The sequence below is a fragment of the Polaribacter sp. HA6-7 genome (assembly GCF_055693625.1).
The window spans coordinates 2,129,642-2,155,293 of the sequence record NZ_CM146338.1 but is presented as its reverse complement, the minus strand read 5'-3'; the positions used below and the strand labels follow the sequence as shown (position 1 = coordinate 2,155,293).

General features: G+C 31.6%; 27 protein-coding genes and 6 pseudogenes. 18 read left to right on the top strand and 15 right to left on the bottom strand.

The window, feature by feature from the left end:
- Window positions 1–31: 31 nt before the first annotated feature.
- The 5 genes from ACZ1HD_RS12085 to ACZ1HD_RS12065 all read left to right on the top strand — a co-directional run bounded on the left by ACZ1HD_RS12085 (window position 32) and on the right by ACZ1HD_RS12065 (window position 3,492).
- The gene (locus ACZ1HD_RS12085; protein WP_472687551.1) at window positions 32–715 is read left to right on the top strand and encodes a YjjG family noncanonical pyrimidine nucleotidase; all 684 of its coding nucleotides are present in this window, start codon (window positions 32–34) and stop codon (window positions 713–715) included.
- A gap of 100 nt (window positions 716–815) precedes the next feature.
- Window positions 816–1,298: a hypothetical protein gene (locus ACZ1HD_RS12080; RefSeq protein ID WP_472687550.1), complete on the top strand. Its 483-nt coding sequence runs from the start codon at window positions 816–818 to the stop codon at window positions 1,296–1,298.
- A gap of 1 nt (window position 1,299) precedes the next feature.
- Window positions 1,300–2,667 (top strand): DUF5723 family protein, encoded by a 1,368-nt coding sequence (locus ACZ1HD_RS12075; RefSeq protein ID WP_472687549.1) that lies wholly within the window; start codon window positions 1,300–1,302, stop codon window positions 2,665–2,667.
- Between the two features lies 1 nt (window position 2,668).
- Window positions 2,669–3,052: a hypothetical protein gene (locus ACZ1HD_RS12070; protein ID WP_472687548.1), complete on the top strand. Its 384-nt coding sequence runs from the start codon at window positions 2,669–2,671 to the stop codon at window positions 3,050–3,052.
- A 17-nt stretch (window positions 3,053–3,069) separates the two neighbouring features.
- The gene (locus tag ACZ1HD_RS12065) at window positions 3,070–3,492 is read left to right on the top strand and encodes a hypothetical protein (protein ID WP_472687547.1); all 423 of its coding nucleotides are present in this window, start codon (window positions 3,070–3,072) and stop codon (window positions 3,490–3,492) included.
- Here ACZ1HD_RS12065 and ACZ1HD_RS12060 read toward each other — a convergent pair.
- Window positions 3,489–4,760 (bottom strand): replication-associated recombination protein A, encoded by a 1,272-nt coding sequence (locus tag ACZ1HD_RS12060; protein ID WP_472687546.1) that lies wholly within the window; start codon window positions 4,758–4,760, stop codon window positions 3,489–3,491. The genes ACZ1HD_RS12065 and ACZ1HD_RS12060 overlap by 4 nt on opposite strands.
- A gap of 78 nt (window positions 4,761–4,838) precedes the next feature.
- On the opposite strand from ACZ1HD_RS12060, the gene ACZ1HD_RS12055 reads away from it, so the two are divergent.
- Entirely contained in the window at window positions 4,839–5,510 is a 672-nt protein-coding gene (locus ACZ1HD_RS12055) for a rhomboid family intramembrane serine protease (protein ID WP_472687545.1), read from the top strand.
- A 5-nt stretch (window positions 5,511–5,515) separates the two neighbouring features.
- On the opposite strand, the pseudogene rlmB reads toward ACZ1HD_RS12055, so the two are convergent.
- The 14 genes and pseudogenes from rlmB to ACZ1HD_RS11985 all read right to left on the bottom strand — a co-directional run bounded on the left by rlmB (window position 5,516) and on the right by ACZ1HD_RS11985 (window position 17,367).
- A pseudogene (rlmB, locus tag ACZ1HD_RS12050) lies at window positions 5,516–6,258 on the bottom strand (23S rRNA (guanosine(2251)-2'-O)-methyltransferase RlmB).
- Window positions 6,259–6,342: 84 nt separating this feature from the next.
- Window positions 6,343–7,056 (bottom strand): RagB/SusD family nutrient uptake outer membrane protein, encoded by a 714-nt coding sequence (locus ACZ1HD_RS12045; protein WP_472687544.1) that lies wholly within the window; start codon window positions 7,054–7,056, stop codon window positions 6,343–6,345.
- Window positions 7,053–7,859, bottom strand: coding sequence for a RagB/SusD family nutrient uptake outer membrane protein (locus ACZ1HD_RS12040; protein WP_472687543.1), 807 nt, complete (start codon window positions 7,857–7,859; stop codon window positions 7,053–7,055). Before ACZ1HD_RS12040 ends, ACZ1HD_RS12045 begins: the two co-directional genes overlap by 4 nt.
- A gap of 137 nt (window positions 7,860–7,996) precedes the next feature.
- On the bottom strand, window positions 7,997–9,331 hold the full coding sequence (locus ACZ1HD_RS12035) for a SusC/RagA family TonB-linked outer membrane protein (RefSeq protein ID WP_472687542.1): 1,335 nt from the start codon (window positions 9,329–9,331) through the stop codon (window positions 7,997–7,999).
- Window positions 9,291–10,613 carry a TonB-dependent receptor plug domain-containing protein gene (locus ACZ1HD_RS12030; protein WP_472689352.1) on the bottom strand — a complete coding sequence of 441 codons (1,323 nt, stop codon included), beginning with the start codon at window positions 10,611–10,613 and terminating at the stop codon, window positions 9,291–9,293. Before ACZ1HD_RS12030 ends, ACZ1HD_RS12035 begins: the two co-directional genes overlap by 41 nt.
- Before the next feature lie 38 nt (window positions 10,614–10,651).
- Window positions 10,652–10,972, bottom strand: coding sequence for a carboxypeptidase-like regulatory domain-containing protein (locus tag ACZ1HD_RS12025; protein WP_472689351.1), 321 nt, complete (start codon window positions 10,970–10,972; stop codon window positions 10,652–10,654).
- A 289-nt stretch (window positions 10,973–11,261) separates the two neighbouring features.
- Window positions 11,262–12,698, bottom strand: coding sequence for a SusD/RagB family nutrient-binding outer membrane lipoprotein (locus ACZ1HD_RS12020; RefSeq protein WP_340933008.1), 1,437 nt, complete (start codon window positions 12,696–12,698; stop codon window positions 11,262–11,264).
- Between the two features lie 580 nt (window positions 12,699–13,278).
- On the bottom strand, window positions 13,279–14,670 hold the full coding sequence (locus ACZ1HD_RS12015; protein WP_472687541.1) for a TonB-dependent receptor: 1,392 nt from the start codon (window positions 14,668–14,670) through the stop codon (window positions 13,279–13,281).
- Window positions 14,597–14,992, bottom strand: a complete 396-nt coding sequence (locus ACZ1HD_RS12010) for a hypothetical protein (protein ID WP_472687540.1) — start codon at window positions 14,990–14,992, stop codon at window positions 14,597–14,599. Before ACZ1HD_RS12010 ends, ACZ1HD_RS12015 begins: the two co-directional genes overlap by 74 nt.
- Window positions 14,950–15,297 (bottom strand): hypothetical protein, encoded by a 348-nt coding sequence (locus ACZ1HD_RS12005; RefSeq protein WP_472687539.1) that lies wholly within the window; start codon window positions 15,295–15,297, stop codon window positions 14,950–14,952. The genes ACZ1HD_RS12010 and ACZ1HD_RS12005 overlap by 43 nt, the downstream gene beginning before the upstream one ends.
- Window positions 15,298–15,396: 99 nt before the next feature.
- Window positions 15,397–15,699: a carboxypeptidase-like regulatory domain-containing protein gene (locus ACZ1HD_RS12000; RefSeq protein WP_472689350.1), complete on the bottom strand. Its 303-nt coding sequence runs from the start codon at window positions 15,697–15,699 to the stop codon at window positions 15,397–15,399.
- A gap of 237 nt (window positions 15,700–15,936) precedes the next feature.
- Window positions 15,937–16,398, bottom strand: coding sequence for a ShlB/FhaC/HecB family hemolysin secretion/activation protein (locus ACZ1HD_RS11995; protein ID WP_472689349.1), 462 nt, complete (start codon window positions 16,396–16,398; stop codon window positions 15,937–15,939).
- A gap of 245 nt (window positions 16,399–16,643) precedes the next feature.
- Window positions 16,644–16,835 carry a hypothetical protein gene (locus tag ACZ1HD_RS11990; RefSeq protein WP_472687538.1) on the bottom strand — a complete coding sequence of 64 codons (192 nt, stop codon included), beginning with the start codon at window positions 16,833–16,835 and terminating at the stop codon, window positions 16,644–16,646.
- Between the two features lie 28 nt (window positions 16,836–16,863).
- A complete protein-coding gene (locus ACZ1HD_RS11985) occupies window positions 16,864–17,367 on the bottom strand; it encodes a hypothetical protein (protein WP_472687537.1) in 504 nt (167 codons plus the stop codon).
- A gap of 403 nt (window positions 17,368–17,770) precedes the next feature.
- Here ACZ1HD_RS11985 and rpsL point away from each other — a divergent pair.
- The 12 genes and pseudogenes from rpsL to rplP all read left to right on the top strand — a co-directional run bounded on the left by rpsL (window position 17,771) and on the right by rplP (window position 25,646).
- Window positions 17,771–18,144 (top strand): annotated as a pseudogene (gene rpsL, locus ACZ1HD_RS11980) (30S ribosomal protein S12).
- Between the two features lie 31 nt (window positions 18,145–18,175).
- Window positions 18,176–18,646: pseudogene (gene rpsG, locus ACZ1HD_RS11975) on the top strand (30S ribosomal protein S7); the annotation flags it as partial.
- Between the two features lie 5 nt (window positions 18,647–18,651).
- Window positions 18,652–20,768 (top strand): annotated as a pseudogene (gene fusA / locus ACZ1HD_RS11970) (elongation factor G).
- 18 nt (window positions 20,769–20,786) lie between these two features.
- A complete protein-coding gene (rpsJ, locus tag ACZ1HD_RS11965; protein ID WP_068363283.1) occupies window positions 20,787–21,092 on the top strand; it encodes a 30S ribosomal protein S10 in 306 nt (101 codons plus the stop codon).
- Between the two features lie 320 nt (window positions 21,093–21,412).
- On the top strand, window positions 21,413–22,000 hold the full coding sequence (gene rplC, locus ACZ1HD_RS11960; protein ID WP_472687536.1) for a 50S ribosomal protein L3: 588 nt from the start codon (window positions 21,413–21,415) through the stop codon (window positions 21,998–22,000).
- Window positions 22,000–22,629, top strand: a complete 630-nt coding sequence (gene rplD / locus ACZ1HD_RS11955; protein WP_077809836.1) for a 50S ribosomal protein L4 — start codon at window positions 22,000–22,002, stop codon at window positions 22,627–22,629. Before rplC ends, rplD begins: the two co-directional genes overlap by 1 nt.
- A gap of 9 nt (window positions 22,630–22,638) precedes the next feature.
- Window positions 22,639–22,929, top strand: a complete 291-nt coding sequence (rplW, locus tag ACZ1HD_RS11950) for a 50S ribosomal protein L23 (protein WP_077809835.1) — start codon at window positions 22,639–22,641, stop codon at window positions 22,927–22,929.
- Window positions 22,930–22,938: 9 nt separating this feature from the next.
- Window positions 22,939–23,764 (top strand): annotated as a pseudogene (rplB, locus tag ACZ1HD_RS11945) (50S ribosomal protein L2).
- A 6-nt stretch (window positions 23,765–23,770) separates the two neighbouring features.
- Window positions 23,771–24,049 (top strand): 30S ribosomal protein S19, encoded by a 279-nt coding sequence (gene rpsS, locus ACZ1HD_RS11940; RefSeq protein ID WP_077809833.1) that lies wholly within the window; start codon window positions 23,771–23,773, stop codon window positions 24,047–24,049.
- A gap of 6 nt (window positions 24,050–24,055) precedes the next feature.
- Window positions 24,056–24,460, top strand: a complete 405-nt coding sequence (rplV, locus tag ACZ1HD_RS11935; RefSeq protein WP_077809832.1) for a 50S ribosomal protein L22 — start codon at window positions 24,056–24,058, stop codon at window positions 24,458–24,460.
- Window positions 24,461–24,471: 11 nt separating this feature from the next.
- Complete coding sequence (gene rpsC, locus ACZ1HD_RS11930; RefSeq protein WP_077809831.1) at window positions 24,472–25,191, top strand: 30S ribosomal protein S3; 720 nt, start codon at window positions 24,472–24,474, stop codon at window positions 25,189–25,191.
- Between the two features lie 22 nt (window positions 25,192–25,213).
- A pseudogene (gene rplP / locus ACZ1HD_RS11925) lies at window positions 25,214–25,646 on the top strand (50S ribosomal protein L16).
- The last annotated feature ends 6 nt before the right edge of the window (window positions 25,647–25,652 follow it).

The window sequence follows — 25,652 nt, the reverse complement described above, 5'->3', positions numbered from 1 at the left end:
ATAGTTTATTTATAATCTTTACTTTTAAAGGATGAAAATAGAACACGTATTTTTCGACTTAGACCACACGCTTTGGGATTTTGATAAAAACTCTGGTTTAACCTTTGAGAAAATTTTTAAATTAAACAATGTAAATATAGAAATTGATGATTTTTTAAGAATCTATATGCCTATTAATTTAGAATATTGGCGACTTTACAGAGACGAAAAAGTAACCAAAGAAGTACTTAGATATAATAGGTTAAAAAAGTCTTTTAATAAATTGAATTTTGAAATTTCTGATGCATTGATTGATAAATTAGCGATCGATTACATAGATAATTTATCAAGTTTTAATCACTTATTCGAAGGAACTTTCGAAATTTTAGACTATCTAAAGAGTAAATATCAGTTGCATATCATTACAAACGGATTTGACGAAGTTCAAATGAAGAAAATGACAAGTTCAAAAATTATTGATTATTTTGATGCGATCGTTACTTCTGATTCTGTTGGCGTAAAAAAACCGAATCCGAAAGTATTTAATTTTGCATTAAAGAAAGCCAACGCAACTGCAGAAAACTCGGTTATGATTGGCGATAGTTTAGAAGCAGATATTAACGGTGCTTTAAATGTAGGTTTTAAGGCAATTCATTGTGTTTTTAATGATGAAACAGCAACAGACAAAAATGTTACTTCTGTAGCTAATTTACTTGAGATTAAGCAATATTTATAAGGATTTAAGCGTTTGTAATTTGTAAAATATTTAAGATGAAAAAAATATAATAATAAAAATGCTTTTGTGTTTTGTTTTAATATTTGGGTGCTCAGAAGCTGTGGATTTCGATCAGATAGAAGATTATACACTAAAGCCCTCTTATGCTTTATCATTAACCTATTTTACAATATCGCCAAATAATTTTGTGCCAATTCCTGGCGCTCCTCCAATTACAGAAATTTCAGAAAAATCTGACGTTAAAATATTTGAAACAAGTTTTATAAGACAAAATTTAGTACAATTAGATTTCGATTTTGAAATTACGAATAGATTCAACAGAGATTTTACGGTAGAAATTTCGTTGTTAGATGAAAATGACAATCTTATTTATCAGTTAAACGATTTAAATGTAGCTGCAAATAACTTAGAATTCAAACAAACAGAAATTTTAAATATAGAATCAAATCCAACGGTTAGAAATTTTACTAGAGTAGAGGTAAAGTTGAGTTTAGATGATAAAACAACGCCTATAATTGCATCTGATGTTGGTGAAATCATATTTAATTCTGCAGCAACAATACATTTAGAAGCGCCTTTATAAAATGAAAACAAAACTATTTTACTTAGTATTTATCTTTTGCATTGGTGTTTACGGTCAAAATAAACAAGTATTGTATGACTTTGCAGGTTTACCGCAAACACTACTCTTAAATCCTGGTTTAGAAACTAATTATAAATACCATATTGGTGTACCTATGCTTTACGGGTTTTCATCAGAAATAGGATCAACTGGTTTTACAGTTTCAGATTTATTTGCTGCTGATAATAGAGATATTACAGATAAAGTTACAGCCGTTTTAGCGAATATATCTACTAGTGATTTTTTAAGTATAAACGCCAAAATCGACGTAATAAATATTGGTTATAGGTTAGATGATAAAACATATTTAAGTGGTGGTTTTTATAATGAAGTAGACGGAATTGGTTATTTACCTAAAGACGGAATTACACTTATAAACGAAGGTAATGCTGCGTATTTAAACAAAAGTTTTAGTGCATCTCAAATTCTTTACAAACTTGATTATTTGGGTGTAATTCATGCAGGAATTACTAGAAAAATAGATGATAATTTGACTTTAGGAGGGCGTTTTAAAATCTATTCGTCTTCGTTAAATGTAGAATCTACAAATAACACTGGTACTTTTACTTCTAACCTTGGTAATAATAATATTTATGTGCACTATTTAGAAAATATAGATATAAATTTTAGAACCTCTGGTTTGATTAAAGACAATGAATACATTAATGATGCAAGTACATACATTGGTAATACTTTTTTTGGCGGAAATATGGGCGTTGGATTAGATTTCGGTTTGTCCTATAACTTTTCTCCGCAATTACAGTTTTCTGCAAGTTTATTAGATATTGGTTTTATAAATCATACTAAAAACATTAAAAATACTATAACAAAAGGAAGTTTTACTTTCGAAGGTATTGCTTTTGATTATGATACAAACAATACAAATTATTGGCAGAATTTGAATGATGCTTTTGAAGAACAATTGCCAACAGAAGAAAATCAAGATTCTTATATCTCATGGAGACCTGCTAAATTTAATGCAGCAATTAAATATAGTTTTGGTGAAAAAAGAAGCAAATATTGCTATGATGACACGTATAAAGATTTCTTTACCGATGCTTTTGGTGCGCAATTATATTCAGTTTTTAGACCTTTACGTCAGCAATTCGCTTTTACAGGTTTTTATGAAAAATCCTTTTCAAATAAACTACATGCAAAACTAACATATACTGTCGATAATTTTTCATATTCGAATATTGGCTTTGGACTTTCTACCCAAATATGGAAAATTAATTTCTACGGATTAGTAGATAATATCACAGAATTATCTAATATTTCTTCTGCAAATAATGTTTCTTTACAATTCGGTTTTAACCTTTTATTTAATTAAAATGAAAACAATTTATACACTTATATTTATATTAACTTTTAGTTCGGTATATAGTCAACAGAAAAAAATAAACAATTATAAATACTTAATCGTTCCAGAAAGGTTTAGTTTTTTAAAGAAAACAGATCAATATCAAACTAGTTCTTTAACAAAGTTTCTTTTTAAAAAGAATGGTTTTAATGTTATGTTAGATTCCGAAGAATTACCTTTAGAGTTAAAAAATGATCCTTGTAAAGCACTAAAAGTTATTATTCAAGATAAATCATCTATGTTTAAAACGGCGGTTCTAATTGAATTAAGAGATTGTTTTAACAAGGTTTTATACACTTCTAAAGAAGGTGGCAGTAGAATTAAAGATTACAAAAAAGTTATCAAGAAGCAATAAGAAGAGCGCATGCTTCGATGTCTAATTTTGTTTATGAGCCAAGTTTAGAAGTTGCAATTACTAATAATAATGAAATATTAGAATCAACTAAGAATAAAGAGGTAATTGTTAAAAACGATGTAGAAAAAGAAGTATCTGATATTAAGCCCTTAGTTAGAATAGATAATACAGTTACAAAAATTAAGAATAAAGTAAAAAAAGAGACTTTATCTAAAGTAACCAATACTATAAAAACACTTTATGCACAACCAAAGTCAAACGGATTTCAGTTGATTAATTTAAAACCGGAGGTTGTTTTCATCATTTTAAATAGTAAAGTTAAAGATGTATTTATTATTAAAGATAAAAACGGAATATTCTACTTAAAAGATAATCTATGGATTGCAGAATACTACGAAAACGAGAAGTTAGTTCAAGAAAAATATCAAGTAAAGTTTTAATAGTCGTATCTATTTTTCCATCTATTTTTTAATATTTCTTTAAATTGATTTTCTCTTTGGTTATTGCCAGGTTCGTACAATTTTGTGCCGGAAATTTCTGAAGGTAAAAACTCTTGATCTATAAAGTTATTAGGATAATCGTGCGAATATTTGTAATCTTTACCATATTCTAAGTCCTTCATTAATTTTGTAGGCGAATTTCTTAAATTTAAAGGTACAGATAAGTCACCGGTTGCTTTAACTAAATTTTGTGCGGCTCCTATTGCCATGTAAGACGCATTACTTTTAGCTGAGTTAGCAAGATAAACAGCAGTTTGACTTAAAATAATTCTCGATTCAGGATTTCCGATAACAGAGACTGCTTGAAAAGTGTTATTTGCTAAAATTAGTGCAGTTGGATTTGCATTACCGATATCTTCAGACGCTAAAATTAACATTCTTCTAGCTATAAATTTTACATCTTCACCACCTTCAATCATTCTTGCAAGCCAATAAACCGCAGCATTAGGATCGCTACCTCTTATAGATTTAATAAATGCAGATATAATATCATAATGTTGTTCGCCAGTTTTATCATATCTAGCTGTATTTTTTTGAATTTTAGATAAAACCAGTTCATTTGTAATTTCTATTTCCTCATCAGCAGAAACCAATAATTCGAAAATATTTAAAAGTTTTCTAGCATCTCCGCCAGATACTTGAAGTAAAGCATCCGTTTCTTTTAATACAATTTTTTTAGCAGCTAAAAATTCATCTTTTTCAATAGCTCTATTTAATAATGCAATTAAATCTTCTTTATCAAAAGAATTTAAAATATAAACCTGACATCTAGACAAAAGTGCAGGAATAACCTCAAAACTTGGGTTTTCTGTGGTGGCACCAATCAAAGTTACCCAACCTTTTTCTACTGCACCCAATAAAGAATCTTGTTGAGATTTGCTAAACCTATGTATTTCGTCAATAAAAAGAATCGGATTTTTAGCAGTAAATAATCCACCACTTTTTTTGGCTTTTTCAATGACTTCTCTTACATCTTTTACACCGGAACTAATAGCGCTTAAAGTATAAAAAGGTCTATTAGATGCTGTCGCAATTATGTTTGCTAATGTCGTTTTTCCGATTCCTGGTGGTCCCCAAAGAATCAAAGAAGGAATAATACCTTGCTTTATTAAATTAGTTAATACACCGTTTTTACCAACTAAATGTTGCTGACTGATGTAATCTTCTAAAGTTTTCGGTCTAATTCTTTCTGCCAAAGGTTCATTCATGCTGTAAAAATAGTAAAGTTTTATGACAGATGTTGTTAATTTCTATTTTGGTAAAATTTTTGATATTTTTAAAACTATATGGAACAAGAAAATCAATTAAATACATCAAAATCTATCTTTTTTATACCTGTACTATATGTAGTTGCCATTTGGGTTATATATTGGGTGGAAATTAAATTTAATTTCAATTTTAATAAATTCGGAATTTTACCGCGAAATTTTCAAGGATTAAGAGGTGTATTTTTCACTCATTTTATTCATAGTGATACTAAACACCTTTTTAATAACTCTATTCCGTTATTTGTTTTACTACTTAGTCTTTTTTATTTTTATAGAGATATAGGCCTAAAAATATTAATTTATGGAGGTGTTTTATCCGGTGCTTTAACTTGGATTATTGCCCGAGAATCTTACCATATTGGTGCCAGCGGAATCGTTTATTTGTTATTTAGTTTTGTTTTTTTTAGCGGAATTATTAGAAAACATTATAGATTAATTGCCCTTTCTCTTATAATTATTTTTTTATACGGAAGTATGATTTGGTATGTGTTACCAATTAAAGAAGGCATGTCTTGGGAAGGTCATTTATCTGGCTTTATTATGGGATTTCTATTTTCTATTATTTATAGAAAAAAGGGATTGTACAAAAAGAATATCAATTTAGTAAAACTGAATTTGATACTTACTTTGATGAAGATGGAAATTTTATTCCTCCGAGAACTTAACAGTGAAGTAGAGGAGGAGTTATAATATAGTTATTCCATTCTTTGTCTTACTGTTTCATATAAAAAAGCTCCACAAGCAACAGAAACATTTAAAGAAGCGATTTCACCTAATAAAGGTAATTTTGCTTTATAATCCACCATTTTAAGTATTGACGGGTTAACCCCTCTATGCTCAGAACCCATAACGATTGCTATTGGTTGATTTAAATCTACTTGGTATAAAGAATCATCTGTTTTTTCAGTTGCCGCAACTGTTTTAATTTCTGCAGATTGAAGAATGAATAATGCATCTTTTATATGATCTACTTTACAAATAGGAATTTTAAAAGCAGCACCAGCAGAAGTTTTAATAGTTTCTGCATTTACAGGAGCACTTCCATTCTTTTGAACAATAATTCCGTTAACACCTGTACATTCTGCAGTTCTTATTATAGCTCCAAAATTTCTAACATCAGATAGCTGATCTAATAATAAGAAAAGAGGTTTCTTATCACTTTCTAAAGTTTTTTCAATTAAAGTTTCTAAATCATGAAATTCTATAGGAGAAATTTGAGCAACAGCACCTTGATGGTTGTTGTTTTTAGATAAACGATTCAATTTTTCTACAGGTACCATACTTGTAGTTAATTTTTTTCTTTTATCAATTTATCTAATTCATAGAAAAGATTTCCTCTTAAACCCTTTTGAAGGTATATTTTATTAATTGTAGAACCACTTTCGATTGCTTCAATAATCGCTCTAATTCCAAAAATATTTGTCATTTCATTATTCATTTTGCAAATGTATGCTAATTTAAGAGCAAAAAAAACCATCTCTAAAAGAGATGGTTTTAATGTTATATATAATATTAAAAAATATTATTTATTTCCTTCAGTAATGTTAGGATTATCTGTAAGTTCTCTTTGTGGAACTTCAAAAGTTAATCTTGGATCATCATAAGCAAAACTTTCTCCAGCTCTGTTTAAGTGAATACTACCTCTTGTGTTTGTTAATTTTCTTCTTTTCATTAGTAAATAACTTTTACCTTCAGCTAAGAATTCAATTTTAGTATTAAACACTATTTCATCAACAAGATCTTGACCTGATAAACCATCAACGTATGCATAGTCAGCAGCGTCATCATAACGATTAGCTAAAACTTGCTTTAATCTAGTTCTTGCAGCAGTATCATCTCCTTCTACAGCACTTAATTCAGCAGAAAGTAAGTACATTTCTGTAACTCTCATGTAAACATAATCATCTGTCATAGGATTTTGAGAAAAAGGAGTTCTTGCAGCATTATAGAATTTTCCGATTGGAATTAACGGAGATTCACCTACAGCAACAGTACCACCACTTGCTGGAGCACCAAATTGTTGTTTTCTTATATCATTATCATTGATTTTAGCATATAAACCATCATCAATACCTCTAAAGTTTCCTACTGCTTGGTAAGAATAACTATAGTAGTCCATAAAACCATGCCAAGAAACTAAACCTAAGTCATTTGCAACTGTAAGGTCAAATCCCCACATCCATCCTGGAGTGCTTAATTGTGTAAAACCACCAGTAACTTCATCTTGATTCATCATTGTGAATTCACCGAATTAATTACTTCATCAGCTAAATCTCTAGCCATTAAGTTTTTATCACTTTGCCCCATAGAAGCATAAACGTAAGCTAATAAACCTTTAGCTACATTTTGATTTATAGAAGCTTTGTTTGGTCTTGTATACGTACTCATAAAGCTAATTGCAGAATTTAAATCTGAAATTATTAGGTCATATACTTCACCCATTGTAGACTTTGCTTTTCCAGATTCACCTGGGTTTACATAGATAGGTAAAATTTCTGCATTAGCATCATACTCAATTGCGTAATACTGGCTTAAATAAAAATAACCAAACGCTCTAATAGCTTTTGCTTGCCCTACAACACCCTTAACAGCATCAGATGCTGGTACTGCATCATTACCACCATTAGCAGCAATAATTAAGTTTGCACTGTTAATGATTCTGTAATAAAATCTCCAAGCAGTATAATTTGGTAGTGTTATAGACGGATCATTTGTCCATAAAAGATTTGATAAATTTACAAATCTATTAAATCTAGCACCAATTTGTGCCATATCACTAGATAGTAAATCACTCATTAAATCAAAAGATTTATGTCCAAAATCTTCCTGATTACCTGTTCCACCTATGTATGCAGTAACCATTTGGTTATAAATACCTCTTAAGTTACCTTCAACAATGCTTGGGTTAATTAAGGCAGTTTCTCCTAAATCTTCATTCGAGATAAAACTAGTAGGTCTTTGATCTAAAAATTCTTCATCACAAGAGCTCAAGAAGAGACTCGCAACAATAATACATAATATAAAATTTATTTTTTTCATAATTAAAATTGTTTAATTAAAATTTAACTCTAACACCTAAAGTGTAGTTTGATATTGGACTATAGTTATATCTTTCAGAAGTACCAGTAAGAGATGTTGTTGGGTTGTAACCGTCTCTAGCAGAGATTAAAAATAAATTATCTCCGAGATACCCATAAGCTTACAGAAGAAAGACCTATGTTTTCTAAATACTGAGTCGGTATACTATATCCTAACCTTACATTATTTAAAGATAAATAATCAGAACTTGTAATAAATCTTGTAGAAGCCGCATTTACTCTAATGTTTTCGTTAGAATAAAGTCTTGGTACATCTGTAATATCACCAGGATTCATCCATCTATCTCTCATATCTGCATGGTAACTGTAAGAACCTACTTTTCCATTACTCATTTGAGTAGCGTACTGTTGGTCATAACCATAACCTCCTAAACTATAACTAAATTGAGCGCTTAAGTTAAAATCTTTATAAGAAGTGTTAAGTCTAAATGCTCCACTTACTGTAGGTATTAAAGATTTATTGTTGTATTTACGTGTTGCGTCTGCATATTCAGTTGTAACACGTTCTTGAATGCTTGCTCCTGGATTTGCAGCTTTGTATACTTCTAAATCATTAATTCCTTCGTTAGTATCGTATTGACCATTGTTATTTTCATCAACCCAGCTTTCTAACCATTGAGCATTACCGGTAGCAGGATCAACACCAGCCCATTCTCTTAAGTAGTAGTCAAATCTACTACGACCTGCAGATTGTGCAAAATTACCATCGATATTAATAACTTTTGCTTCACCAGTTGCATTTTCAATTGGCATTTGAGTTATTTCGTTTTCGTACATTGATCCATTAATAGATAAAGATAATTTAAAATCTTCATTTCTGATGATGTTACCAGTTAAATCAAATTCTAAACCTTTATTTACCATTTCACCATCGTTTGTTAAGATAATAGCATCCCCTGTAGAAGGTGATAATCTTTTGTTAACGTATAAATCCGTTGTAGTTTTAACAAAATAATCTAAACCAAAATCTATAGCGCCATTAAAAAATCTAGCTTCAATACCTGTTTGGAAACTTTGACTAGATTCCCAAGTAATGTTTGGATCTACAACTGCTCTTGGAGCTAAAGAAGGTAATCCTAATAAGTTTTGTACATTAAATCCTAATTGACCAGCAAAAGAATTATTTCCTTGGTCTCCTAAAACACCATAACTAGCTTTTAACTTTAAGAAATCGATAGTCTCACTAGAGCTTAAGAAATCTTCTTCACTAATAACCCAACCTGCACCTACAGATCCAAATGTTCCCCATTTGTTTTTAAAGAATCTTGAAGATCCATCTCTTCTTAATGTACCAGATAAGTAATATTTACCTGCGTAGTTATAATTAGCTTGAGTAAAGTAACTTTCTAAGCTTCTACCAATTCTAGAACCATTAGACACACCATTTTGATCGATGTAATTTTCTCGGAACAATTACTGCATTAGGGTTTAAGTTAACAACTCCTTTTTTGCTTAAATCAAAATCTTCAAATGAAGATTCAAAACTTTCATGTGCTATTAAAGCATTAAAGTTATGGTCGTTTCCAAAAGTTGTTGCGTATCTTAAAATTTGATTAAAGTTTTGAGCAGAATATGTAGTATTAGACTTGTATAAAGTTCCTCCTAAAGCAACACCTGCACTACCTTGAATAGAGTTTCTTACTTGGTCGAAGTTACTACTATAAATATTTACACCATAAGTAGTTTCGAAAGTTAATCCTTCTAAAATATCAACAACAAAATTTACGTTACCGTTTATGTTATGTCTTTTAGTTCTATTAATGTTATAAATAGCTTCTCCAATACCGTTGTATGTTGCAGAAAAATCTCTACCATTACCAGCAGAGTTATCTGCAAAATCATAAAGACGATTTCCTGTGTTAGGATCTGTTAAGATGTTACCATCTGCATCTCTTAAAAATAAAGAGTAAATTGTTGGGATATAATCTAACATATAAGTTACAACTCCACCACCATAACCAGTAGCATCATTATATTCACTGTAAGAATAATCTAAATTAGTGTTTATCTTAACTCTATCCATAGGTTTAGTGTTAACATTTAATCTAGCACTATATCTATCAAATTGAGATTCTTGCACGTAACCTTCGTCAGATAAGTAACCTAAAGAAAAGTAATGTTTTGTATTCTCAGTACCACCAGATGTTTTAAAGTTGAATTCATTTCTTATTCCGTCTCTATAACCTGCGTCAGCCCAGTCAGTAGGAGTAAATTTTCTTGTTACGCCTGGTCTAACTTGACCTGTAGAAGGATCTATTAATTCATTACCGTCAGCAACGTTCCACATGTTATATAAAGGAGCGATACCTCTATCAGAAAAAACATTATCTAAAGCATACTGAGATGGGTTTGCTTGACCAGTTAACTCTGCACTGTTTTTCAATCCATCATAAACTAATCCCATGTACTCTTCTTCACTATGAATTAAGTCATAAAATGGTAATGTTCTACTGTTGATAGATGTTTGAAAATCAAATTCTACAACACTTTTTCCACTCTTACCTCTTTTAGTTGTAATTAAAACAACACCATTCGCACCACGGGCACCATAAATAGCTGTTGCAGATGCATCTTTTAAAATTGTAGTTGATGCAATATCATTAGGATTAATTGAGTTTACATCTCCTGTATAAGGAACACCATCCACAACATAAAGTGGCGAACTATTTCCTTCAATTGAACTAAAACCTCTAATTCTAATGTTAGCACTTCCACCAGGTCTACCATTTGTTCTTACAACAGATACACCGAAGCTTCACCAATTAAAGCTTGAGCAACATTTGATACTGCTTTTGCATCAATATTTTCTGCTGAAACAGTACTAACACTACCTGTAAATGATTTTTTTGTAGTTGTACCATATCCTACAACAACAATTTCGTCTAGAACATTAGCATCTTCTACTAAGGTAACATTAATTGAGTTTGAGTTACCAACTGTTTTTTGAACAACTTTATAACCAAGATATCTAAATACTAGCACATCTCCAGTATTTGCTTTAATTGTGTACTCACCATTAAAGTCAGTCTCAGTACCGGTATTTGTTCCTTGTATTAAAACACTAACTCCAGGTAATAATCCGAGCCGTCTTTAACTTTACCAGTAATAGTCTTTTGTTGAGCAAATGATATTTGCACAACTAACGCCAGTAATAGCGTTAAAATTCCATTAAACTTTGTCTTCATTGTATAATTATTTGAATTAATTAATTCCAAAAGTCTTAAAATTATCTTAATAAAACAATTTTTTAACATAAAATATTGAAAGTATAATTTATTATTTTTCCAAAAAAAGCACTCAATCGAACTAGATTGAGTGCTTCTCTATAAAATAATAACAGTGATTATTTAAATAACCATAGTTTAGTGTCGAGATTATCAGCACCTTGAGCGCTAACAGCTGCGTTGTAGTTTTCTTCATTTAATGCACCTGCGGTTGCAGAGTAACCGTGTCTTTGAGGAATGTCTGTAGCATTTGATAATAAGTTTGCTGGAGCAACTAATGCTATTCGTCCATCATTACCTTCGGCTTTGAATCTTCTCCATTCAGCCCAACTATTATATCCTTGAAAAAATAAAGATACATATTTTTCATATGCAATATCCTCAATTCCAGTGTATGGGTTTGCAGTTAAATATACTGTAGCATCCGCTGAATCAACGCCCCATTGTTCCATACTAGCAGTAACTGCTTGGTTGTATAGTGTAGCTGGATCTTCAGTTGTCCAACCTTTAGCAGCAGCTTCGGCTCTAGCAAATAAAACTTCAGAATAAGTATAAATCATTAATGGTGCTTCGCTATTACTAATAATATCACTTGTAATGAAAGAATAATCTGCTGTTGCAGAGTTTGAAGCTCCGTAAGGTGCTCCAACAAAAGTAGCTGAAGTAGTTGCAGGTTCTGCAAACTTAGCTAATCTCGGATCTTCTGGTAATGTATTTGTTCCTGTACCAATTAATTTGTCAACAAAAACATCACTCATTAGGTAATCTTTTCTTGACTCAAATCTATCTTGCCAAGGATTATCATTTGAATCTTCTGATAGGTATGTGTATTTAATATTTTCATCATTAGAAGATATTACTCCGGATAATGCTTCGTTAAATTTAACTTGACCTTTCGCAGGATCTGCTTTAGAAAGTCTTAATCCCATTACCATCTTAATAGTATTAGCAAAAGTTCTCCATCTATCCATATCTCCTCCGAAATAAATATCACTATCAGGACCATTGCCACCATCAATAGAAGCTAATGCAGCGTCTAATTCATTAAAAAGGCCATCGTAAATAGCTTCTTGAGAATCATATGCTGGGTAGATATTGTTAGAAACATCTAAAGCTTCTGAATATGGTAAATATCCCCATCTATCTGTCATCCCATGCATAATGTATACTCTTAAAATTGAGGCAGCAGCAATTTGATTTCCATTTGAACCATATGCTTGAGCAGCTATTTTAGTATCATCATTAGAATTTATTTCAATAATTTGACGTAAATCTTCTAATAGACCATAAGATCCATCAGGGCTCCAATTTAGTGTTTGATAACGAGATTCTTCATCATATTGACCGTTCGACAAATATTGAACGTATAAATTTGATGTAGTGCTAGCTATATAACCACTTGTTCCTCTTTGAACATTCGCTAATAAGGATGCCGTTACTGGAGTACTTGGGTTATTTGGGTTTTGGTTTGTGTCACCAAAATCCACTGTATCACATGCTGTAAATGAAACCGCTACAGCAAGAATAAGGGTTTTTATTTTATTAATTTTTTTCATTTCTTAATTTATTTTTTAATTAAAATGACATTCTTACGTTAACACCAACGGTTCTAACGTTTGGTAATTGTCCACCTTCAGTCCAATTTACTCCATTTCTTGTTTCAATTTCAGAAGGGTCTAATCCTGGTAAAGCTGAGTGAATTAGCCATACATTGTTTGCAAATACACCTAAATTTAATGTTTTGAAAGGAGTTTTTTCTAAAATGTTATTTGGTAAATCGTAGTCTAAACGTACAGTTCTTAACTTAACATAAGAAGCGTCATATAACCATCTTTCATGTAAAGCAAATAAACGACCCCAGTAAGTACTAGATTCAATATTATAAGATACAGGTGCTCCGAAGTTTCATCTACTCCTTCTATTAATTCACCACCACCATTGGCTACAGCGTCTCTTACAGGGTTTCCTAAGTTGTTATTACCAACAGTCTCTATTCCTAAACCGAATAATTGTTAAACATTCTTGTTACAGAAAATACTTTTCCTCCTTTTTGAAAGTCAATATCAAAACCTAAGTTAAAGTTTTTGTAACGTATATTGTTAGAGAATCCTCCAGTGAAATCAGGCAATACATTACCTAAATATTGATTTGTGTCGTAGATTGGTGCTCCGAAGCTGTTAATATTTTGTTACCATCAGCATCTCTTCTGAATGCTCTACCGTAAATAGCTCCCCATTCTTCTCCAACTCTTTCCTGTAATTGAATACCTCTCCAAGAACTAGATAACACATTTACATCAATTCCTTCAGAAATTTTATTTACTGTTCTTTCTAAAGTAGCAAAACTTAAAGTTGCATCCCATGCGATATCTTCTTTTTTAATAATATCATAATTTAAAGCAACTTCTATACCATTGTATGTTTGCTTACCATCATTTTTAAGAGTACTTGTGTAACCCGTAGATCCGTCTAAAGTAACAGATACAGGCAGTTCTTCATCTATTTTCTTAAAGTAAGCAAAATCTACTCCTAATCTACTGTTGAATAATCTTAATTCTGTACCAATTTCGTAATCTTTACGAACTCCACCTTGTAAGAAAGGGTTAGCAAACGTTCCTTGAGCAGATAAAGTACCTGTACTTCCGTAAGGAGTACCAATTCCATATACAGCAGATAATTGATATGGAGAAGGGAATTTAGGTGCTTGAGCTGCACTCATTCTTAATTTTCCAAACCTTAAAAAATCGTTTTGTGGAATTAATTTAGAGAATATAAAACTTAAAGATCCACCATATGTTTCAATTCTATTTTCTTCTGAATATGCAGATGATCCCCAGTCAAATCTTGTAAATCCATCTAAAAATAATATGTCTTTATATCCAACAGAACCTTTTACAAATATAGATTTAGATTTAAATTTAGATGAAGAGTTATTTACTGTTGGTCTATCTACTGAAGTACTTAAACTGTAGAAACCTAAAGTGTTTAATCCTCCAACTGTACTACCGCTTAAACTTTCAGATCCTATTGTAGATAATTCAAAACCGGCAGATGCTGTAATGTCAAAATCTTCATTTAAATCTTTAGAGTAATTTACAATACCAAAAAGTTCTTCTCTAAAGTCCATGTTTTCAGTTTCACTGTAAGAAGGTAATGTTTGCCCTCCTAAGCTACCAAAAGCTGTTCTATTATTATATTCATAAGAGTTAAATGTTTTTCTTAAATCTAAACTCATGTTTAAATTTTCATTAACTTCATATTTTAATCCAATCTTACCGTAGATTGCATTTTTTGTTTGAAAGTTTAAGTTTTCATTAGTTTCAAAAAATGGAGAATCCCAATATAATGGTGCTGAGTTTGTTGGACTATTAATATTCCAAGATACAAACTGACCGTTTCTTTCATAATTTCTTACTCTGTCCATGTCTAGTTGACGTTGCCACCATTGGTTTAAGTTAGAAACTACATTTCCATAACCATTGTCTCGGAAAGTTATTAGTTCTTCTATCTTGATAGTTGAAGTTAGCATATGCAGTTAACTTGTCTGTAATATCTAAACTCGCATTAATTGTAGCTTGTACTTGTTTTCTTTTAGAATTAGGAAAAACACTATTTCTGTCAATATTTGTTAAACCAACTCTTACGTTGTAGTCATCACCACCTTTAGCAAAACTTACAGAAGTGTTGTTGATAATACCTGTGTCGAAAAAGTCTTGAATGTTATCTGGGTTAGCTTCAAAAGCTCTTAATTTTCCAAATTCAGGATCTCCCTGAATCCAAGAATCCCAATGACGAACCATTTGTCCATCTAATTTTGGACCCCAGCTTTCATCAGCATAATATTCAACCATTTTTTGACCATTAAAAGAAGCCCATGAAGCTGGGTGTCTAGAAGGGTCATAGTTAAATGTGTTAAATTCTTGAGAGTAACCACCACCATATTCATTTTGGTATTCGGTAAAATGTAAACATTTTCCATTGCCGTACTATGGTTTAATGTAACAACACTTTCACCACTTTTTGCAGACTTTGTAGTAATAATAACTACACCATTAATTCCTTCAGGCCCGTATAATGCAGTTGCTGCAGAACCTTTTAAAACAGATAAATCAGCAATATCATCTGTGTTAATGTCAGATGTAGAACTAATTTTCACATTGTCTACAATGTATAATACATTAGAGTTACCTCTTAATCTTATTCCGAATTACCAAAACCTGCAGAAGGAGCACCTACTGCCTGTACACCAGCAACTCTACCTGCTAACGCGTTGTTGACATCTGTTTCTCTTGATCTCACTAAGTTTTCTCGGTTTAACAGATTGTTGAGCAAAACCAATAGATTTTTTGTCTCTTTTAATACCTAATGCAGTTACTACAATTTCGTCTAGTACACTAGCATCTTCAATCATAGTTACATTAACTGTATTTGATGATCCGATTGTTTTTTCAATAGTTTTGTATCCTACATAACTAAAGCTTAAAACGTCTCCGTTGTTAGCTTTAATAGTAAATTTACCATTGAAATCAGTTTCAGTTCCTTTAGTAGTCCCTTTAATTAGAATGCTTACTCCAGGTAGTGATCCTGTGGCATCCGAGACTGTTCCGAAACTGTTTTTTCTTGCGCAAAACTTATTTGCACAACAAACGCCAGTAATAGCGTTAAAATTCCCTTTAACTTTGTTTTCATTATTTATTTGATTTGAATTAATTAGCCCAAATATCTAAATATTTTATTAATAAAACAATGAAATGGTTAATAATTGTTAATTTTAAGTGTTAAAATTAATGTTTCATTATAGATAATTCATCCAATTTATTGTGAACTGAGTGTTTTCAGGGGTTGACAGAAGCTTCTTTTTTAATAGTGTTGTTATAGAAAAGTTAATTTTAGATTTATTTGTGTTAAATAAATAGCCTATTCCAATACCAAATAGTTTTTCACTATTTTCTTTATTGTAGATTATTCCTAAATCAGATATTGTGTACAAGTAAGCGTCTTTTTTAGTTAGGTATCTGTATTCTATATTTTGTGTTATATAGTTTTCAGTAAATATGCTTTTTTCATTAACTCCTCTTATCGTATTTTTACCTCCGATTCTAAATAATTCGTTGTTTACATAATTTTCAGAATTTAAAAATCCCATATTGTTTTGAAGATATATTTTGTTTCTGTTGTTCAAGTTAAATAAATAACTAATTCTAGATTCAATTTTAATTTGTGATGTGTTTTCTGTTCTTGTTTTCCTTTTTCCAATGGAAGGGTTTATTAAAAACGAAAATTTATCAGAATTGAATTCATCGTAATTTGGAACTGTAAATTCATAACCAAATCCGAAGAAATTATTATTAAATGTTTCTATATTGTCGCTTTTAATAATTTCTGCCGAAGATCCTGTGGTGTAGTTAACTGATATTTTTGAATATTTAGATAATTTGTATTTTAAATTAGTTTCAAATCTAGTATTTGTGAATGTTGAATCTTGTCTGTATATGTTAAATTTTATTTCGGTGATATTTTTGAGTTGAAAATATAAGGATTAATAAAATTTAAAGAAAATTCACTTCTGTCATTATTTAAATTTTTCCATTCAAGATTTATTTCTTCTCCTTTATTAATTATGTTTAATAGATTTAACTCTAAATATCCATTAAATTTTATTTTACCGTTTTCGTTGTTTGCAAAATTTATCAATCCATCAATACTACTTCTGTTTATTTTTTTAAATACATATATAATAAGGTAGAGTCTTTTGTGAAAAGTATTTCGGTTTTTTAATTTCTTGAATGAATTTTAAAGGTTTCGTGTTTTTGCTTATTTTGTTTAATAATTTATTGTTGTAAATCGTTTTAGTGTTGATGTTGTAATGATTGGTTATGTATTTTGTTGGGAAATTTTCATAACCTTTTATTATCGTGTTGTTTATTTTTCTTTCTTTTAAGTTTCTTATTACTAAGGAAGCTTTTATTGTTTTATTTGACGTTTTGTAATCTTCTAAATAAATTTTAGAGAAGCTTAAACCATTTTGTTCTAATTTGAAGGATAGCTTATTTAGGTATTCTTCAATTTTATTGCTTTGAACAATTGCTTTAGTGTTGGGTAGTTTTAATACTTTTAATGTTGCGGGATTTAGTTTCGAAAAAGATATGATGATATTGTTTACATTTTTATTTAGACTCATGTAAATATTAAAAATTTTATTTTGTTTTTTTACACTGTCAATCATATAGGTGTAGTATCCTTTTTTTGTAATTCTTTTTCGATTTTTTTTAATTCTTTTGATATTATTGTCGAGTCTTGAAATTTTCTCAAATAATTTATTTTATTTAAGATTTTGTTTTCTGTTTTATTTATTGATGTAATTTTCAATTCATAGTCTTGTGCTTTCACTGTGTAGTTCACAAGAAGTGTGGAGAGAATTATAAAAAATGTTTTTTTAAAAGACATTAACAATGATAAGGTTTGTAGATGTCAAATGTATAAGTTTTACTGATAATGGTTCTCCTAAAAAAATGTTTTTTGAAAAATAACTCACTGACATTTGAATAATTAGAAATTAGTTGTACATTTGCGGACTCTTAAAAAAGAGATAATGTTTAATTATAAACGAAAAACAGTAATTATTTAGTATGCCAACTATTCAACAATTAGTTCGTAAAGGAAGAACCAAAATAACTAAGAAGAGTAAATCGGCTGCTTTGTCGTCTTGTCCTCAAAGACGTGGAGTTTGTACTCGTGTTTATACTACAACACCAAAGAAACCTAATTCAGCAATGCGTAAAGTTGCCGAGTTAGATTGACAAATGGTAATGAGATAAACGCATACATTCCAGGAGAAGGACATAACTTACAGGAGCACTCGATAGTATTAGTTAGAGGTGGAAGGGTAAAAGATTTGCCAGGAGTTAAATATCACGTAGTACGTGGTGCATTAGATACTGCAGGTGTTGAGGGTAGAACCCAACGTAGATCTAAGTATGGAGCAAAACGCCCAAAAAAGTAAATTAGTAACTTTTTTAATGTAAAGACATGAGAAAAAGAGCAGCAAAAAAAGAGTCTTATTACCGGATCCAAAGTTTAATGATCAGTTAGTAACACGTTTCGTGAATAACTTGATGTGGGATGGTAAGAAGTCAGTAGCTTTTAAAGTATTTTATGATGCGTTAGATATCGTAGAAGAAAGAAAAGGTGAAGAAGAAAAAACAGCTTTAGAGATTTGGAAAGATGGTTTATCAAATGTAATGCCTCACGTAGAAGTAAGATCTCGTCGTGTTGGTGGTGCTACGTTTCAGATACCAATGCAAATTAGACCAGATCGTAAGGTTTCTATGGCTATTAAATGGATGATTTTGTACACTCGTAAAAGAAACGAGAAAACAATGGCACAGCGTTTAGCTGCTGAGATTTTAGCTGCGGCTAAAGAAGAAGGAGCTGCTGTTAAAAAACGTACTGATACTCATAAAATGGCAGAAGCAAATAAAGCTTTCTCTCACTTCAGATTTTAATAGAAATGGCTAGAGATTTAAAATTTACAAGAAATATTGGAATTGCAGCACATATTGATGCTGGAAAAACTACAACAACAGAACGTGTATTGTATTATACAGGTGTTTCTCATAAAATTGGAGAAGTACATGATGGTGCAGCAACAATGGACTGGATGGAGCAGGAGCAAGAAAGAGGTATTACAATTACTTCTGCAGCTACTACTTGTACGTGGAACTTTCCAATAGAAAACGGAGAAAAAACTCCGAAAACAAAAGGATATCACTTTAATATTATTGATACTCCAGGACACGTTGATTTTACTGTAGAAGTAAATAGATCATTACGTGTTTTAGATGGTTTAGTTTTCTTATTTTCAGCTGTTGATGGTGTAGAACCTCAATCTGAAACTAACTGGAGATTGGCAGATAACTATAAAGTACCAAGAATTGGTTTTGTTAATAAAATGGACCGTCAAGGTTCTGATTTCTTAGGAGTTTGTCAGCAAGTAAAAGATATGTTAAAGTCAAATGCGGTGCCAATCGTTTTAAATATTGGTGACGAGGATGAGTTTAAAGGTATTATAGATTTAGTTAAGAATCGTGCTATTGTATGGCATGATGAAACTCAAGGAGCTACTTTCGATGTTATCGAAATTCCTGAGGATATGAAAGAAGAAGCTCGTAAGTACCGTGCACTTTTAATTGAAGAAGTAGCAAGTTACGATGAGAATCTTTTAGAAAAATTCATGGAAGATGAAGATTCTATTACAGAAGAAGAAGTGCATGCTGCACTTAGAGCTGCTGTAATGGATATGGCAATTATTCCTATGATTTGTGGTTCTGCGTTTAAAAATAAAGGAGTTCAGTTCTTATTAGATGCTGTTTGTCGTTATTTACCTTCACCAACTGATAAAGATGGTATTGTAGGTGTAAACCCAGATACAGAACAAGAAGAATTACGTAAGCCAAGTGTAGATGAACCTTTTGCTGCTTTAGCATTTAAAATTGCTACAGACCCTTTTGTTGGTCGTTTAGCATTTTTAGAGCATATTCTGGTCGTTTAGATGCTGGTTCTTATGTTTTAAATAACCGTTCAGGTAAAAAAGAACGTATTTCACGTATTTATCAAATGCATGCTAACAAGCAGAATGCAATTGATTTTATCGAAGCTGGAGATATTGGTGCGGCAGTAGGTTTTAAATCTATCAAAACAGGAGATACTTTGTCTTCTCAAGAGCATCCAATTGTTCTAGAATCTATGGATTTTCCGGACCCAGTAATTGGTATTGCTGTTGAGCCTAAAACTAAAGCAGATGTAGATAGATTAGGTATTGGTTTAGGTAAGTTAGCTGAAGAAGATCCAACATTTACTGTTCGTTCTGATGAAGCTTCGGTCAAACTATTATCTCAGGAATGGGAGAATTACACTTAGATGTAATTGTAGATCGTTTAAAACGTGAATTTAAAGTTGAAGTTAACCAAGGTCAGCCTCAAGTAGAATATAAAGAAGCTATTACAGCATCTGCAGATCATAGAGAAGTTTATAAGAAACAATCTGGTGGTCGTGGTAAGTTTGCTGATATAGTATTTACTATGGAGCCTGCAGAAGAAGGTGTTCAAGGATTAGTTTTTGAATCTGTAATTAAAGGTGGTAATGTTCCTAAGGAATTTGTACCTTCTATTGAGAAAGGATTTAAAGAAGCTATGAAAAACGGACCATTAGCTGGATACGAAATGGATTCTATGAAAGTAACTTTAAAGGATGGATCATTCCACGCAGTGGATTCTGATCAACTTTCTTTTGAGTTAGCTGCAAAATTAGGTTTTAAAGCTGCTGCTAAAGCTGCTAAAGCTAAAATTATGGAGCCATTAATGAAATTAGAAGTGTTAACTCCGAGAGGAGAACATGGGAGATATCGTTGGTGATTTAAATAGAAGAAGAGGACAAGTAAACGATATGAGTGATCGTAACGGTGCAAAAGTTGTAAAAGCGTTAGTGCCATTATCAGAAATGTTTGGTTATGTTACAGCTTTAAGAACTATGTCTTCCGGTAGAGCAACTTCTACTATGGAATTTTCACATTATGCTGAAACTCCTTCTAATGTATCTGAAGAAGTGATAGCAAAATCTAAAGGTTAATCGACTAAAGAATATAAGATGAGTCAAAAAATTAGAATAAAATTAAAGTCTTACGATTATAATTTAGTAGATAAATCTGCTGAGAAAATCGTTAAGACGGTAAAAAGTACTGGTGCTGTTGTAAACGGACCAATACCTTTACCAACACATAAAAAGATTTTTACAGTTTTACGTTCTCCACACGTAAATAAAAAATCTAGAGAGCAATTTCAATTAGCTGCTTACAAAAGGTTATTAGACATTTATAGTTCTTCTTCGAAAACTATTGATGCTTTAATGAAACTTGAGTTACCAAGTGGTGTTGAAGTTGAGATCAAAGTTTAAGTAAAATATTAACTTTCGGTTTAATTTTGTTAAACCGAAAGTTTTTTATACTTTTGCAACCCGAAATAGAGTAGGGAACTGCTATTTTTGATGTAATTATCACTAATAGTGACATGTCCGGAGCGTTTCGCGAAGGAAAAACGGAAAAAACAAAATCAGCGTTGAATTTGTTTGCGCTGTTTTTTTTTATGAAATTTTAAGGATGTGTACTGAAACATTTGTTTCAAAAAATATAATTATTAATATAGACGCGCTGGATAAATATCTATTCGTCTAAAATTTTAACTAAATGTCTCGGGTTAATAGGAAGAAAAATTGGAATGACCAGCTTATTTGATGAAAACGGGAAGAATATTCCTTGTACAGTAATCGAAGCGGGTCCTTGCGTTGTTACCCAAGTCAGAACCGAAGAGGTTGACGGCTACAATGCGTTACAACTTGGTTTCGATGACAAGAAGGCGAAGAGCTCTAACAAAGCGTTAGACGGTCACTTTAAAAAAGCTGGCACCACTGCAAAGAAAAAAGTCGTTGAATTTCAAGGGTTTGAAGGTGAGTATAAATTAGGAGATTCTATATCTGTAGATCACTTTGAAGAAGGTGAGTTTGTAGATGTTTCCGGTGTTTCTAAAGGTAAGGGTTTTCAGGGTGTTGTAAAACGTCATGGATTTGCTGGTGTTGGTCAAGCTACGCATGGTCAACATAACCGTTTAAGAGCTCCGGGTTCTATTGGTGCTGCATCTTATCCTGCAAGAGTATTCAAAGGAATGCGTATGGCAGGTAGAATGGGTGGAGATAAAGTGAAAGTACAAAACTTAAGAGTATTAAAAGTAGTTGCTGAAAAGAACTTACTTGTTGTTAAAGGAGCTGTTCCTGGACACAAAAATGCTTTTGTAACTATTCAGAAATAATGAAAGTAGCTGTTTTAGATATTACAGGAAAAGATACAGGTAGAAAGGTTGAGCTTTCTAAAGATGTATTCGGTATTGAGCCTAATGATCATGCTATTTATTTAGATGTTAAGCAATACTTGGCAAATCAACGTCAAGGTACGCACAAATCTAAAGAAAGAGCAGAAATTGCTGGTTCTACAAGAAAGATAAAAAAACAAAAAGGAACTGGTACTGCAAGAGCAGGTTCTATCAAGTCTGGTGTTTTTAGAGGTGGTGGACGTATGTTCGGACCAAGACCAAGAAATTATTCTTTTAAATTGAATAAAAACTTAAAGCGTTTAGCACGTAAGTCTGCTTTAAGTATTCAAGCAAATGATGAGAATTTAGTAGTAGTTGAAGATTTTAACTTTGAAAATCCAAAAACTAAAAACTTTTTAAACGTTTTAAAAGCGTTAGAATTAGATACTAAAAAGTCTTTATTTGTTTTAGGTAGTGATAATACAAATGTGTATTTATCATCACGTAATTTGAAAAATTCTAAAGTAATTAAAGTTTCAGAAATTAACACATACGGTTTGTTAAACGCAAACAAAGTAGTGATTACTGAAGGTTCTTTAGAAGGTATAAACACTAATTTAAGCAAATAGGGATTCGAAATGAGTATTTTAATAAAACCTATTATTACGGAAAAAGCTACAAACGATAGTGAATTATTTAATCGTTATGCATTTGTAGTAGATAAAAATGCTAATAAATTAGAGATTAAGTCAGCAGTTGAATCTGCTTACGGGGTTTCTATATCTAGTGTAAGAACTTTAAATTATCCAATTCAAAGAAATACTAAGTTTACTAAAAAAGGTTTAGTTACTGGTATTAAGAGTGGGTATAAGAAAGCTATTGTACAGTTAGCAGAAGGAGAAAGTATTGATTTTTATAACAATCTTTAAAAGACAAAAATGTCAGTTAGAAAATTAAAACCAATAACACCAGGTCAGCGTTTTAGAGTTGTAAATGGGTTCGACACCATAACAACTGATAAGCCGGAGAAAAGTTTACTTGCTCCGAAAAAACGATCTGGAGGTCGAAACAATCAGGGAAGAATGACAACACGTAATATTGGTGGTGGTCATAAACAAAAGTACCGTATTATCGATTTTAAAAGAGATAAGCAAGGTATTCCTGCAACAGTAAAAACAATAGAATACGATCCAAATCGTACAGCTTTTATAGCGCTATTAAGTTATGCTGATGGTGAGAAACGTTATGTAATTGCGCAAAACGGTTTAAAAGTAGGTCAAACTATTATTTCAGGTAAAGATGTTGCTCGAGAAATTGGAAATGCAATGACTTTAAGTGAAATTCCTTTAGGAACTACGATTTCATGTATAGAATTACGTCCAGGTCAAGGAGCTGTTATGGCTCGTTCTGCTGGTTCTTTTGCTCAATTAATGGCAAGAGATGGTAAGTATGCTACAGTTAAGTTACCTTCCGGTGAAACAAGATTAATCTTGTTAACTTGTATGGCAACTATTGGTGTTGTATCTAATTCAGATCATCAATTACTTGTTTCAGGTAAAGCTGGTAGATCTAGATGGTTAGGTAGAAGACCTAGAACAAATGCAGTAAGAATGAACCCGGTTGATCACCCAATGGGAGGTGGTGAAGGACGTTCTTCTCGGAGGGCATCCAAGATCAAGAAATGGTATACCTGCTAAAGGATTCAAGACTAGATCTAAAACCAAAGCTAGTAATAAGTATATTATAGAACGTAGAAAGAAATAATAAGTTATGGCAAGATCATTAAAAAAAGGACCTTACGTTCACTATAAGTTAGAGAAAAAAGTGTTAGCTAATGTAGAAGGTGGAAACAAAACTGTAATCAAAACTTGGTCTAGAGCAAGTATGATTACTCCAGATTTTGTTGGACAAACAATTGCTGTTCATAACGGACGTCAATTTGTACCGGTTTACGTTACAGAAAACATGGTAGGGCATAAATTAGGCGAATTTTCACCAACTCGTTCTTTTAGAGGACACGCTGGTGCAAAAAATAAAGGAAAAAAATAGTAGGAAATGGGAGTTCGTAAAAAAAATATGGCAGATCAGTTAAAAGCAGATAGAAAGCAACGTGCTTTCGCTAAGCTTACTAACTGTCCTACATCACCAAGAAAAATGCGTTTAGTAGCAGATCAAGTAAGAGGTGTTGAAGTTGAAAAAGCTTTACAAATCTTAAAATTTAGCCCTAAAGAAGCATCTATAAACTTAGAGAAATTATTGTTGTCTGCAATTGCAAACTGGCAAGCTAAGAATGAAGATGCAGCTATAGAAGATGCTGGATTATATGTGAAAACTATTTATGTAGATAGCGCAGGAATGTTAAAAAGATTAAGACCAGCTCCACAAGGTCGTGCTCATAGAATTCGTAAGCGTTCTAATCACGTTACTTTAGAGTTAGGTACTAAAACAATAAGCAAATAATCAAAGTAGAAATGGGACAAAAAACTAATCCAATAGGAAATCGTTTAGGAATCATCAGAGGTTGGGAATCTAACTGGTACGGTGGTAATGACTACGGAGATAAAATTGCTGAAGATGATAAGATAAGAAAGTATATACATGCTAGATTATCTAAAGCAAGTGTTTCTAGAGTAATTATAGAGCGTACTTTAAAACTTGTAACCGTTACTATCACTACTGCTAGACCTGGTATTATTATCGGTAAAGGTGGTCAAGAGGTAGACAAGTTAAAAGAAGAGCTTAAGAAAATTACAGGAAAAGAAGTTCAAATTAACATTTTTGAAATCAAGCGTCCAGAATTAGATGCAAGATTAGTAGCAACTAGTGTTGCTCGTCAAATTGAGAATAGAATTTCTTATAAGAGAGCTATTAAAATGGCTATTCAAGCTACAATGAGAATGAATGCTGAAGGTATTAAAATTCAGATTTCAGGACGTTTAAATGGAGCTGAAATGGCACGTTCAGAGCACTTTAAAGAAGGTAGAATTCCTCTTTCTACTTTTAGAGCTGATATTGATTATGCACTTGTAGAAGCTCATACTACATACGGAAGATTAGGTGTGAAGGTATGGATTATGAAAGGCGAAGTTTATGGTAAAAGAGAATTATCTCCATTAGTAGGATTGTCTAAGAAACAATCTGGTTCTAAAGGTGGTGACAGATCTAAACGTCAACCTCGTAGAAGAAAATAATTTTTAAAATTAGAAATTAAAAATGTTACAGCCAAAAAGAGTAAAATACCGTAAGGTACAGAAGGCGAAAGGAAATATGACAGGTATTTCTGGTAGAGGAAATCAACTTTCTAACGGAATGTTTGGTATCAAATCTTTAGACCGGAATTTATTAACTTCGCGTCAGATAGAAGCAGCTCGTATTGCGGCTACTCGTCATATGAAAAGAGAAGGTCAGTTATGGATTAAAATATTTCCGAGACAAGCCTATCACTAAGAAGCCTTTAGAAGTACGTATGGGTAAGGGTAAAGGAGCACCAGATCATTTTGTTGCAGTTATTAAACCAGGTAGAATTTTGTTTGAAATTGGTGGAGTGCCAATGGATGTTGCAAAAGAAGCTTTACGTTTAGCAGCACAAAAACTTCCAGTAAGAACGAAGTTTGTAGTAGCAAGAGATTTTGATATTAACGCTTAATTCTAA